The 12786-nt window shown below is 37.6% G+C and carries 15 protein-coding genes; 1 reads left to right on the top strand and 14 read right to left on the bottom strand.

What is annotated here, in order from left to right; all coding sequences use genetic code 11:
* Nucleotides 1–12: 12 nt before the first annotated feature.
* The 7 genes from IGI52_RS24945 to IGI52_RS24915 all read right to left on the bottom strand — a co-directional run bounded on the left by IGI52_RS24945 (nucleotide 13) and on the right by IGI52_RS24915 (nucleotide 5255).
* The gene (locus IGI52_RS24945; protein WP_002302374.1) at nucleotides 13–147 is read right to left on the bottom strand and encodes a hypothetical protein; all 135 of its coding nucleotides are present in this window, start codon (nucleotides 145–147) and stop codon (nucleotides 13–15) included.
* Between the two features lie 43 nt (nucleotides 148–190).
* Nucleotides 191–1495: an IS91 family transposase gene (locus IGI52_RS24940; RefSeq protein ID WP_438781589.1), complete on the bottom strand. Its 1305-nt coding sequence runs from the start codon at nucleotides 1493–1495 to the stop codon at nucleotides 191–193.
* 71 nt (nucleotides 1496–1566) lie between these two features.
* Nucleotides 1567–1755, bottom strand: coding sequence for a hypothetical protein (locus tag IGI52_RS24935; protein ID WP_438782673.1), 189 nt, complete (start codon nucleotides 1753–1755; stop codon nucleotides 1567–1569).
* A 96-nt stretch (nucleotides 1756–1851) separates the two neighbouring features.
* Complete coding sequence (locus IGI52_RS24930) at nucleotides 1852–2550, bottom strand: RraA family protein (RefSeq protein WP_144325781.1); 699 nt, start codon at nucleotides 2548–2550, stop codon at nucleotides 1852–1854.
* A gap of 65 nt (nucleotides 2551–2615) precedes the next feature.
* Complete coding sequence (locus IGI52_RS24925) at nucleotides 2616–2855, bottom strand: hypothetical protein (RefSeq protein ID WP_396002262.1); 240 nt, start codon at nucleotides 2853–2855, stop codon at nucleotides 2616–2618.
* A 16-nt stretch (nucleotides 2856–2871) separates the two neighbouring features.
* Complete coding sequence (locus tag IGI52_RS24920; RefSeq protein WP_070503865.1) at nucleotides 2872–4221, bottom strand: TRAP transporter large permease subunit; 1350 nt, start codon at nucleotides 4219–4221, stop codon at nucleotides 2872–2874.
* A gap of 59 nt (nucleotides 4222–4280) precedes the next feature.
* Complete coding sequence (locus IGI52_RS24915; RefSeq protein WP_070503862.1) at nucleotides 4281–5255, bottom strand: hydroxyacid dehydrogenase; 975 nt, start codon at nucleotides 5253–5255, stop codon at nucleotides 4281–4283.
* Nucleotides 5256–5451: 196 nt separating this feature from the next.
* On the opposite strand from IGI52_RS24915, the gene IGI52_RS24910 reads away from it, so the two are divergent.
* On the top strand, nucleotides 5452–7320 hold the full coding sequence (locus tag IGI52_RS24910; RefSeq protein WP_438782672.1) for a sigma 54-interacting transcriptional regulator: 1869 nt from the start codon (nucleotides 5452–5454) through the stop codon (nucleotides 7318–7320).
* A 290-nt stretch (nucleotides 7321–7610) separates the two neighbouring features.
* On the opposite strand, the gene IGI52_RS24905 is transcribed toward IGI52_RS24910, so the two are convergent.
* The 7 genes from IGI52_RS24905 to IGI52_RS24875 form a co-directional block, all read right to left on the bottom strand.
* Nucleotides 7611–8102, bottom strand: a complete 492-nt coding sequence (locus tag IGI52_RS24905) for an isochorismatase family cysteine hydrolase (RefSeq protein WP_438782671.1) — start codon at nucleotides 8100–8102, stop codon at nucleotides 7611–7613.
* Between the two features lie 10 nt (nucleotides 8103–8112).
* Complete coding sequence (locus tag IGI52_RS24900; protein ID WP_048720002.1) at nucleotides 8113–8361, bottom strand: GlsB/YeaQ/YmgE family stress response membrane protein; 249 nt, start codon at nucleotides 8359–8361, stop codon at nucleotides 8113–8115.
* A 26-nt stretch (nucleotides 8362–8387) separates the two neighbouring features.
* Entirely contained in the window at nucleotides 8388–8981 is a 594-nt protein-coding gene (locus tag IGI52_RS24895; protein ID WP_438782670.1) for an Asp23/Gls24 family envelope stress response protein, read from the bottom strand.
* 511 nt (nucleotides 8982–9492) lie between these two features.
* On the bottom strand, nucleotides 9493–10824 hold the full coding sequence (locus tag IGI52_RS24890; RefSeq protein WP_144325772.1) for a glycosyltransferase family 2 protein: 1332 nt from the start codon (nucleotides 10822–10824) through the stop codon (nucleotides 9493–9495).
* Nucleotides 10821–11330: a cell division protein gene (locus tag IGI52_RS24885; RefSeq protein ID WP_438782669.1), complete on the bottom strand. Its 510-nt coding sequence runs from the start codon at nucleotides 11328–11330 to the stop codon at nucleotides 10821–10823. Before IGI52_RS24885 ends, IGI52_RS24890 begins: the two co-directional genes overlap by 4 nt.
* A gap of 310 nt (nucleotides 11331–11640) precedes the next feature.
* On the bottom strand, nucleotides 11641–12330 hold the full coding sequence (locus IGI52_RS24880; RefSeq protein ID WP_102866498.1) for a helix-turn-helix domain-containing protein: 690 nt from the start codon (nucleotides 12328–12330) through the stop codon (nucleotides 11641–11643).
* Nucleotides 12331–12418: 88 nt separating this feature from the next.
* A complete protein-coding gene (locus tag IGI52_RS24875; protein WP_016178595.1) occupies nucleotides 12419–12739 on the bottom strand; it encodes a bacteriocin immunity protein in 321 nt (106 codons plus the stop codon).
* Nucleotides 12740–12786: the final 47 nt, after the last annotated feature.

Here is a 12786-nt window from a genome sequence, read left to right as displayed (position 1 = left end):
AGATAAATCATTTTATTGTCGATCACTGATTCTAAATTCGTATCCAAGTACGTTCTTATAGTATTCTGGATACATCTCTCCACCACATTTTTCGCAATCAAATTGCGGAGCGTTCTCAGGATCAAATGCAACATCTCCTGCATCCAAAAATTGAACTACTTCCTTTGGAATTTTTTCCTTTATCCCACATTCAAGACAAATGTAATGAACCACTCCATTGGAATCGAAGTTTTTTAAAAGCTGCTTCTTTTTCTTTTTCATACTTACGTTTCGATGCTTCTTCCCCAATTTTTTTATTCTCCTCTCGCATGAATCGTTCCGATTCTTTATTCTTCGCATATTTCACTACAAGTCGTCCATTTTTAGACACACTAACTCCACTAAATTCATAATATTCGCCACATCTAGTACATTCCAATGGATTTACTCCGAATTCTTCGGCTATTCGTTCACACCATGATTTTGGTTTAAGTGCTTTCTTCACATTCACAAGCATTCGTTGAATCTCTTTCTGGTAATTACTTAATACTTTTTTCATGATTGTCTTGATCCGCCGACTATAAATGCCGTATCTACGAATTGTTTTGAACTGGTTCTCTGGAATATGACGAATCAGTGCACCAATAAATTCCTCTGCCGACATCGTCTTTATCTTATCCGTGTTAGTTCGTTTATCATGATACTGAAACATCACTATTTTCCCATCGTACAAAAGGATACGATTTAAAGCAATGGGACCACGTTTCATATAACGACTGATATATTCTAATATCTTTTTGAGAGAAGTTCGGCTCCTTTTGGGTGCATGCACGTAAAAACCCTCTGCATTTTTCGTGTACGCCGCTTGTAAAAGCGGCTGGACTCGTGCCTTATCCCATTGGGATAAGGTTCTTCGAATGAGCTTTAGGACCGCATTCTGCCAATATTTCCTCAACATTGCGAACGGAAAATAGTCATAGTCCTTCCATTTTCCATCCCTCGTCAGTCCACCCATGGTGACGACTAAATGAACATGCGGATTGTATTCTAGCTGAGAACCGAAGGTGTGGAGTGTTGCCACAACCCCAGCTTGTATATGGTGCTTTCTAAAAAAATCTAATAGTATCCGTGCAGCTTCATCCATTAATCCTTTTAAAAGCTCCTTACGATACTTCTCCTTCAGAAAAATCTCACGTAAACCTTCATCGATCGTGAAGATGACGTGTCGATGCGTCACTGTAAACAGATCATTCGCCGCAACCTCTGCCCACCGTTGACTTTCCCCAGTTGCACAAGTTGGACAAAATTTCCCTTTACAACGAAAAGCCACTTTCTTTACATCATGGCATCCTTCACAGACAAATAGACGATAACCTTTTTTAAGGTCACCACAATCGCGAAACTTCTTCACTTCTCTTTTCACAACGGATCGAATCCTTCTCGTGTACCTTTGATTGAATTTCTCCCAGTTTTGATATTCATCAAAGAAAATGGCGTGTAAAATATTGGGTTTCATATCTCCAGTTTAATAGGAAAAAGACCAGATGAAAAGAGGTCAAAAGATTGATGTATCAATCCTTTGACCTCTTAAAATGTTATACTTCCTTTAATGTTAAAAAAACCTATTCTTAAATAGGTAAAAAAATCATTTCCGCCAAACATCGCTACGACAATGAATCCTAACAGCATACCCTCTGCCATATTTCTTTTAATGACTGTTGCCCAAACAATGATTAGTAAAATATATATGATTAGTGCAAGTGATGCGTTTCCCATGTTGAGTCCTCCGTCCAATTATGTACACTTAGTTGGCAGATAGGTATACTGAAAAGGATTGCTGAAACACGGAATTCATGTTTCAGCTGATCCTAATTAATCGTTAAATTCGGCGTTGATAAATTCAACCTTTTTACTTTCCAGTGTCCGATCAACCCATGAACGATCCGCAGATCCAGTTGATGCTTTTTGTACCTTCGCACTGTCTGCTTCAGCGTTGGCTTCTGCTTTTTCAATCAAATCTTCAGCATCTTTTTTAGGTATTACCAAGATACCATCCTGATCTCCTAAAATAATATCTCCCGGAAGCACTGGAACTCCACCAATCGCAATTGGTGTATTGACTTCACCTGGACCTTCTTTAAACGGTCCGCCTGGTGTTGTTCCTGTTGCGTAAATCGGACATTTCTCATTGCCTAGAACATCAATATCACGGATAGGTCCATCAATCACGATCCCAGCAACCTTCTTGAAGTCTGCCAAATATTTGTACATGATTTCTCCCATCAATGCTCGTGAGCGATCGCCCTCATTAGAAAGAATAATGATATCTCCTTCTTGTGCCATATTCAGTGCTTGATGCAACATCAAGTTATCCCCGGCACGCGCTTTCACGGTTAGAGCAACGCCGCACATTCTTTTTTCTGGTGATGACATTAGCTTAATTTCGGGATTCAAGGCAAATACACGAGACATGCAATCCGCCACATTTGCGGCTGGTAATTTACTGAATCTTTCGACTAACTCTTTTTCTGGCAAACTTCTTTTAAGATAAACACGATTTCCAATAGTCATTTTTTCTTCTCCTTTATTGTAAACGATTTCTTAATAACGAATGTGACTTTTTAAAACAATCAACTCTATTTTGCTTCAGCTTTTTCGCCTTCTGTTTCTTTCGGGAAATAGCTGTAAATAAAACCCAAAAATCCGGCAATGGCCGAGCAGATAAAGGTTGGCATGCCAATATAATTCGTGGCATCAATCATTAACTGTCCATTTCTCAAGATCATTCCCAATAGCTGTGCGACAACTAAAAGAGTCCCACCGACCATAAAGATCAAAACAAACAATGTAAATAGTTTTTTCACTAATTTTCTCATTTCACACCCTCACTTTCTAAACCGGCAATGGCAGCCAACCCCAACACATCATCCAGCCGATAGCCATTACAGGAATCACATAGTATACAAATAATGGGACGAAGGATTTTGCTGGATTCGATTCGGCAATCCCGGCTGCTACATAGATTCCTCCTGATGTTGGCATTGATTCACCTTCTGTAGAAGCCCAAGCAAGGACTGCCGCAACAGCGATTACTGGATTTACACCAACTGAGGTGAGTGCAGAATAAGCGACTAAGCCGACAACAGTCAGTGTGGCAGTTGATGATAGTGGACAAGCCACTAAGACTACAATCGCTCCAACAATTATTACCATTAACCACGGAGCAATAGACAAGGAACCTAAAAATGCAGTTAACTCTTCACCCATACCTAACAGTCCTAAAACATTACTTGCCGCAAAAGCAAACAATAATACAGCGCCGATTGATGAAAACTTCGAGATTGAACTTTCAGCGATCTTGATCCAGCCCTTGCCATTCTTAGGAAAATTCTTCCAGCCAAGAACGATACAGATAAAGCTAATGACGATCGGCATCCAAGTGATCAACGAGATCGTATCCATACCTTCAGGACCAACCATATTTTCTGATCCAAGGAAAACAGCAATAGGACTCATGGTTAAAAGAATCGGAATCGCTGCACCAAGGAAGACAAAGAGCGATGGCCAGCCTTCTTTTAGTGTCTCCTTAATTGGCCGAACATTTTCAGTAACACCTTTAATTTTATTTTTCTTGATAAAGAAACCTACGATTAAGAAACGCCAAAGAATCTGATACGTTCCTGCAATCAACATCGCCAGATACAATTGACCTTCTGAGACTTGGGCTGCAATCGGTGCTAATCCTAACAAAATAAACATGGAAGCATTCGGCGGAAAACCAACGGCCATTCCAGCATTTCCCGATGCAATCGTGGTTGCCAATTCATCACTGAATCCGGTCTTTTTCATCCAAGGAATCGTGAACACACCTCGTGCTGCCACATTACCAGTTGTAGATCCAGAAATAAGTCCAAGCGCGCCTGATGCAATGACATCCATGAAAGCCGCGCCTCCAGGAATCCTACCTAATAGCGAATTCAAAATATTTATAAGACCCTCCAGCACACCAGATAGATCAAAGATGTAAGCCATCACCACAAAGGCTAACGCTGCGTACAACACCTCATACGTTGCCGCATACTTCACCCCTTCATAAAATAGAACAAAAGCATCTTTTCCTCCCAGTGCACAAATCGCAATAAAACCTAAAAACATTGATTCGCCGATCGAGCGTTTGACAACTAAGAACCAGATAAGAATGACGCCGATAAACACGATCAGTGAAAGAATTCCAATACCCATAAATAACCCTCCATTTTATGGTTTTCTGCACCAGGGAAGATGCAGAAAACCCTTGATTTTTAGTTCAAGACTGCTTCTTCTTTCATCTCTGGGACAGGCCAGGTCGGTTTTTCCCCACTCAAAACTTCATGGATACTCATAGCACAGTGTAGAGACGCTCGATCAGTCGCTTCTTTCGTTGCTGCTCCAACGTGTGGTGCGACAACAACATTGTCTAGATGAAGTAATGGATTTTGAGGATCGACCGGTTCACTCTGCATTACATCTAAAGCTGCACCAGCAATTTTTTCATTCTTCATGATCTCATAAAGCTCTTCTTCCACTACGATCTTGCCGCGAGCCGTATTGATGAAATAGGCTGTCGATTTCATTAATTCCAATTGCTCTTTACCAACAAAGCCAGTCGTTTCTTGATTTGCTGGACAGTGAAGAGAAACAAAATCGCTTTCCTTAAAGATTCGATCGAAGTCGTCGGTCAACTCCACACCTTCCGGAACCTCTTCTTGTGTCTTATAAGGATCATAAGCAATGACTTTCATGTTGAATCCATGCAACGCTTTTTTAGCAACCCGCGACCCGATATTCCCAACACCAATCAAGCCTACTGTTTTTCCGTCCAATTCAACTTTTGGAAGACGAAGCTTTGCGTAATAATAGTCATCGATAAAATGCTTCTGAACCTTCTTGAAATTACGTGAACAATACAACATATAGAAAACAGCTAGTTCAGCTACCGACATACTGTTAGCGATCGGCGCATTACAGACCATCACTCCATGTTTTTTTGCCGCCTCCAAGTCAACCGTATCATAGCCAGCACCATGGCGAGCAACAACCTTTAATTTTGGGGCTGCTTCAAACACTTCCTTAGACATTTGAGATAAACGAACGATGATGCCATCCATATCCTCAATGTCACGAATAATATCCTCTTCTTCTTTACCCGAGCCATCAATCAATTCATATCCGCGAGATTCTAAATAGTCACGGCCTTCTTGCATAATTTCTTGTGGTAATAAAATTTTATATCCCATTGCTTTCATTCCTCCAAATTGTTTTTGTAAGTCTTACACTTTTCTATATGCAACCCCTGTGCCAACTTTTTTTTAATTCAACAAAAGTCTTAATAAAGCGCTTTCTTAACTTTGGGATAGTGTGCTATACTGGTTTCACGAAAGAAAACGTTTCATTTGATGAAATAGTTGAAACGTTTTGAAAGGAGTTGAAATGATGGAGACAGTTATTTTTTCTGGACAAAAGAATTTTACCCGTGAAGTAACCTACCTTGTGGAAAATAATCCAAAATATGAAGGCTTTATTGTTACTGAAGCAGTTGGAAAGAAAACGGAGGAATTAGGAGAATACTATTACAACCAAGGAGCGAAGCTATTTATTGCTCGCGGTCAAAACTATGATCGTTTAAAAAATAAGTACGATATCCCGGTGATCGAGGTTCGCTGCTGTTACGAGGAAATTCTAAAAGCCTTTCAGCAAGCCAATAAGCAATCGAAGAACATTGCGATTATTGGCTACGGATCTATTTTCCGAATGATTAAAACGTTTCAGGAAACCTCTGGTGAGAGCTTTCTTCCACTTGAAATACAGCCAGACGGTGATCTTGTGGAATTAGTCAAAGAAGGATTGGATCAGGGAGTGGATACGTTTGTAGGTGGTTTGAACACTAAGAATGCCTGTGAATTTCTCGGTGCTGACCACGTTATGTTAGAAATCAGCCCGCCCTCTTTGATTGATGCTTTAGAAGAGGCCTGTCATCTGTTAGCCGTTCAAGCAGAAAGAAATCGAAATTACCAATTTATTCAAACTATTTTAAATGTGGCTGGTGAGGCTGTTTTTGCCTTCAAACGTGATCGAAGCATTTCTTATATCAATTCACGGTCAAAGAAGTTTCTAAAGCGAATCCCCCTAACTACCTTTACCGACTTAATCATGACGGACGAAAATTACTCGGTAGTCTTTGAAAATGGACAGCAAATTGAAAATAAACTGATTGAAATTAATTCAGAACAGTTTGTCTTCTCAATGATTCCCTTAACTTCTGAAGATTCCATCTATGGTACGGTGGTACATCTAAAAAGTGCGACCGATATTATTTCTTCTGAAAACTCAGTCCGCAAACAGCTCTATACAAAAGGTCATGTCGCACATAAGAATTTTGAAGATATTATCGGCAACAGCCCGCAAATGAATCAGGCTGTAGGGTGGGCCAAGCGAATCGCAAAATCAGACAATAGTATTTTGATTTTAGGTGAAACGGGAACAGGAAAGGAATTATTTGCACAAAGCATCCACAATCACAGTGCACGAAAGGATGGACCATTCATTGCTATCAACTGTGCAGCTCTATCTTCATCAGTATTAGAAAGTGAACTTTTCGGATATGATAAAGGTGCATTTACTGGTGCAAATACTGAAGGAAAAATGGGGATTTTTGAGATGGCACATAATGGGACTGTCTTTTTAGACGAAATCGGTGAGATTAATTTCGAAGTTCAAGCAAAGCTACTGCGGGTTTTACAAGAAAAGGAAATCGTCCGTGTTGGCGGAGAAAAAGTGATTCCTGTCGACGTTCGAATTATCAGTGCAACAAATAAAGACCTTCAAAGCTTATCCTTTGAAGGCAAGTTCAGAAATGATCTCTTCTATCGATTAGCCGTTTTAGAATTAAAACTGCCTGCACTCTCTGATCGGAAAGAAGATATTCCACTGATCATCTCCAATTACCTGACCCAGCATTATCCAGAGCTAATGATCCAAACAAAAAGCTTAGATTATTTCAAGCAATTTGATTATTTTGGAAACATTCGACAGTTAATCAATTTGATTGAGCGCTGTGTAGTGATGACAGATTATTCTGAGATTACCTATAATACAGTAGTTGATATTTGTCGACAGGAATTTAAGTTTAATCAAAATAATCCATTAACCTTAAAAGCAAATATTCCCGAAACTAAAACAGAGAAAGAAATGCTAGAAGACACTCTGCGGGAAAATTTTGGAAATCGTAAAGAAACCGCTCATAAATTGAACATCAGTACTACTACTTTATGGCGAAAAATGAAGAAATATGGACTTATATAGTCGAATAGATGGCATAAATAGACTGCTTATGATGATTTTATAGGTTTGCTATATTATTCAATCCTTCTAGAGTCAGAATATTTTTGAATTCTAATGGATTCGGCATGATTGATATTCAACAAAATCTTTTCCTCCAATGGTTTAGTTTCAATTAACTTCTCATCAAATTGAGTAAAAAATTGGTGATGTATTTGACTCCTATCCAACACAAGAGCAATACATCACCAATTTCTATTTAGCAATCATACCCAAACTTAAGAAGAATTTCGGTCTTAGGTTAGAGTTTTCTATTATTTTATCTCAATATTAAATTTCTTTAGTAAACTCAACGTTGCTTCGTTTAATTGATTTCCAACAACTAGCTCTGAATTAATATAAAAATCTGCTTCAGGAAGAGCTCCCTGCAAAGCCAAAGCATTCGCTAATACACATAAGCTAAGCTCCACACCAACAACTTCGATGTGATTTTTTTCTTGTTCATGTTTTTCCGTCAACTCTCGAACCTCGATCAGTGCTTCCGGTGGTAATGCATAATAATTTTTTTTAATCACGTATTCTTCCGGTAAGGGAGTTAGATTCTTAATTATTTGTAGTCCGTCCAACTCTTCTGATTCATTCTTATGCTCGATGGGAATGTCTCTAGTAAAAAGAACCATTTCCCCAGATTCACGGGCCTTTTCTAAACGATGCAGTATTTTAGGAACAATCGTATTTGCACCCTGAACATAATTTTCATCATTTGGATCCAAAATTCGATTCTGCATATCTACAATTACTAACATCGCGTTCCTCCTATTGCTTTGAGCGGCCTAAGAAAAATGAAACAATCAAAACTAAGATGATCGCACCAATAATAGATGGTACTAATGCCATCCCCGCTAATGATGGACCCCAAGAGCCTAGCAGCGCTTGTCCTAGAGCGGAACCGACTAACCCGGCAACGATATTCGCTATCCAGCCCATGCTATTGCCTTTACCTGTGATTGCACCAGCGATTGCACCGATAACAGCTCCTATAATTAATGACCATAATAAACCCATAATAACTTCCTCCTACTATTGTTTAACTATTTTACTTGTGTATCTTGGTTGTCTGCCATTTTTTCTTGTGCTTTTTCTGCACCTTGGTTAACCGCAGCTTTAGCTTTATCTGTTTGCTTTGAGGCAAATTCGCCAGTCGTTTTCGCTGCACTTGTTACTTTGTCTTGGACCGTTTCACTATCTTGTTCAAATTCTTCCTTGGTTTTGATATCTACTACATGAATATTTACTTCAATAACATCTAAATGCGTCATTTTTTCAACTTCATCGTGCGTAACTTGTCTAATTTGATCAACAACTTCTGTAATGTCTTTACCGTACTCGACCACAACATCCATATCAACAGCTACTTGTTCTTTGCCAACTTCTGTTTCAATTCCTGCCGTAACATTCTCTGTGTTAACCAATTTCTCTGCGGCATTCGAGAAAAAGCCGCCATTGACCGTTAATAAGCCGTCAATTTTATCAATAGCACTGCCAATAATTTTTTGGATCACTTTATCGTCATAGACGGTTTCACCTTTGACTTGTGCATCCTTGTTAGTGCTAAATTGATTCGTGTGTGTTTGTTCAGGTGTTTCTTTGCCATTAAAGTTTTTGTTTTCGTAATTTTCTACCATCTTAAATTCCTCCTGTTAATTGATATTCCTTTTACCAGATGACTCATTTGATCATCTTGACCTGTTCAGTAAGAGAATAGCTTTTCAAACTATTCATACAAATGATAAAATAACCATTTATATTTTATCGGAAAATCACGCTGTCATTTTCCTCTTCTTACTTTCACTTAATAGCTTAACGCAAATAATTTTGTATGAACAATAATCTGCTTACAAAGTCACAATATATAAAAAAATAAATCATATTTTTGATTGAAAAAACTGATTTCAGATAGCTGTCAATAAAACGGTTATATTATAGATTTATTGTCATTTTTCTTCAGTTCATCTTCAATAGAATAAAATAACAATAAATAAAAAGACGTTTCTTCATTTTAACTGAAAAAAATCTTTCTACTCATCTGACTAAGTTCATTTTTTCTTCCAAAAAATAGGTATATGACTAGGCCATTTAGCACAGTCATAAACCTATTTTGCTACCTGCACTAAAACAGCGGTATCTTTTTAAAGTTTATTCTTCCGAAGCCTTTTTTGCAGGTGGCGGTCCTTTTCTTTCTGGGCTCTTCCAGGTACCGGAGCCTAATCCCATGATAGTTTTTATTGCAGGAATAAATGTTACCACGATTGTTACTGCATTCATCATCCAATAAAAAAGCATGTATAGCGGCGCAAATAATAAATATTTTATTTTCCTGCCACGATCATCCACAATCAGTGAAGCCACTAATTGAAGAATTCCTGAGATCATTTCAAAGCAGACAAAGAGAAAAGCCATCGTAAACATATGATAGATTCGTTCCGTATTTCCATCTAGTGCAAAGCGAGCCAAGCTCCATACAAACATAAATGAAGAGATCCAAAAGAAGAAGGACCAGATTATACTAAAGGTTTGATCAATAAACATCACTGTACGACCAAGATTATTGAAAGGATGCAGCAGCACTTTCCTAAAATTGGTTAGCCAAACTTCTGTTCCACCTTTAGCCCAACGTTTTCTTTGACGGTAAAGCATCTTCAAGGATTCTGGAACCTCCATGAAAAACATGATCTGCGGCGCAAAAAGCGATAACCATCCATCCATTTGATGATCCCACGCAATACTGATATCTTCAGTAGCTCTGTCTTGTCTGAATAAGCCGACATCGATCAATGCATCTTTTCTATACATCGTATTTGCTCCGCTGTAGGCGTAGATACTTCCTAAAACGCCAATTTGAGTCCGTTTGATAATGCCTACGATACTGGAGAATTCTACCGTTTGCGATTTTGCGATAAGTCTGGTTCTATTTTGCACGTCCATATTCGCTGTAATCGCAGAAATATTCGTTGAATCTGATCTAAGAAAGTAATTCACATACATATTCAAAGAATCAGGTTCTGGAACCGTATCCGCATCATTGCTCAAAAGCAGTTTCCCACGAGCAAACGCAAAGCCAATATTAAAAGCATGAGCCTTGCCTTTATTCTTTTCAATTCGGATGACTCGCAGTTTTGGGTACTTTTTTTGTAACCTAGCTAATATTTCAGGCGTACTGTCTGTAGAGCCATCATCAGTCACTAATACCTCATAATGCTCATAATTTATTTTTGTCATTAAATATTCTATCGTATTTTCAATAACAATTTCTTCGTTGTGGGCTGGAACCATGATGGTAATAAAAGGTTCAATTTCTGAGGGAATCTCGTGCCAATCCTTTTGACGATACTTGAACAAAAAAGTATAGCAAAAAACACCAATAAACCAAGAAAAGCCGCCAATAATCGGATAAGTAATCAGTACCAAGAACATTAACGTAAAAATGACATCGACAATATAATTGCCAGTATGGAAAAAAGTAATCATAACTTCACACCACCTTTTTTATACAGATTTCGTACAAAGTCCGTATCCAGATTCTGCTCTTCCTTTACCGAATAGTAGCAAACCTCCTTGCGAAACTCTTCTGGGCCAAAGCGTTTGTCATACTCGTCTTTTAGTAACTGCCGACGGGCATCTAAGCGTTCTTCGTCATACTGGACTGATTTTTGTAAAAGATTTTTAAAACGATAATTATTCCAAATCGTCAGTAAAATGAAAATCACCGCGATGACCACAAACATGATACATAAGAATATGAACAGAAATTTTAACGTTTGCATTTCTTCCTTATAAACTAGAATATGATTCTCTCGTGCATTCTCCGGAGATATGAATGGCAGTAATATCCATATAAAAGGAGCAACTACACAAAGCCAACTAAAAATGGCAACCACAGTTTGTAGGATTTTCAACAGGTAGTGTCTTTTCTCAAAATATGAATCAGAAACAAGCATTTTTTTTACTTCGTCCCGACTAATTTTTGGCTTCACAAGGTCGCCCTCCTCGTACTCAAATTTTTTTTTTACATTTACCTTAGTTTGCCGTTTTCATGCAAAATTTTCAAATAATTTAGCTTTTCTGATGAGTAAATTTTTATCAGATTAGTTTTCCATTGTCTAAACGTAAAAATAAAATGAAGATAAACATAGATTACAAAAAATTAGTCCATAAAATGCAAGCAAAAATAAAGGAACACATTTATGAGCTGAATCAACAGATCATAAGTGTGTTCCTTATTTATACTTATACAATTACGAATAGATTACCTTTATTAGGCTCAGAAATAGCGGCTTGTTCCCCTCAAATAATCTGACATTCCGTGTTGCTTTCGGTGGAATAATCAGAATACTTTTTATCAGGTCGCCTGCAAAGATCATAAAATTCATTTTTCAAGTAATACCCCTTGCCCCATACTGTTTCCAAAACATCTTCGGAAAAGCCTTCGTTGATCAATTTGCGGCGAAGATCTTTTGATAAAACTGACAGTTGGGCCAAGTTTGAATTCGATGGCTCTTTATTCCATATATATTTGCATAACTCTTCTCTAGACACAATCGAAGCATGTGCATCGTACAATTTCTGGAAAAATTTTTGTTGATTTTTCGTGAAATCTAAAAATATTCGATCGTAATCATAATTATCGGCATGCTTCTTTTCAGATTCTTTCCTTGCAATACCAGCACAATCACTTATCAGTTCACGTAAAAGATCCATCCCGATATCTTTTGGTATCCATTTATCAATTGCTAAGTCTTTTATACTGTTTTTTTCATTGTCAATTGGCTCATTTAAATATTCTCTGAAAACAAAAACTCGTTTTTCCTTTAATTGAGGAACAATCATTTCTACTTCTTTGTTAGATAAAGATTCACTCAATATGACAAGTTGAAAAAAACGAATACTCCCTTGAACACTCATGCGTAATATGTCATCAAGCATCGTTTTTGATACGAAGACTTCATAATTGAACTTCTGTAAACTCTCCTGCATAGAGCACTCGTTTAAAATATTATGAGTTAGTATTAATATTTTGATTTTCCTCACCCTGCTTAAATCTATTTTTATTTGATGCTCAAATCTACTCGTAAAACTGTGCCTTAGATACACACCCGGCTTGGTAATTGATAGTAGCTCCCAAATTTTTTGCAATATTTTCTAATTCTAAAATACGTTTCTTTTCATACGTATCAAAAAGTACATGATTGTCTACAGCAACTATCAAAATATAATTTACTAGCCTATTTTCAAGCAATTCTGGGTATTTCGAAGAATCTATCTCAGTATAGACTTGTAGCAGAACATCAGTGATATCCCTTAATCCTTTATTTTTATCAGCACGAGCAATCAAATGATTGTACAACTGATAAACAATCTTTTTAGTAGATACACTTATTCCCATTGTCTTCCTCCTAAAAAAGCGTTTTACTGTTATTTGATCTTTCAATT

The sequence above is a fragment of the Enterococcus sp. DIV0187 genome, from assembly GCF_051713785.1.
GTDB lineage: Bacteria > Bacillota > Bacilli > Lactobacillales > Enterococcaceae > Enterococcus_A > Enterococcus_A avium.
This window is presented reverse-complemented; position numbering and strand designations above follow the sequence as displayed.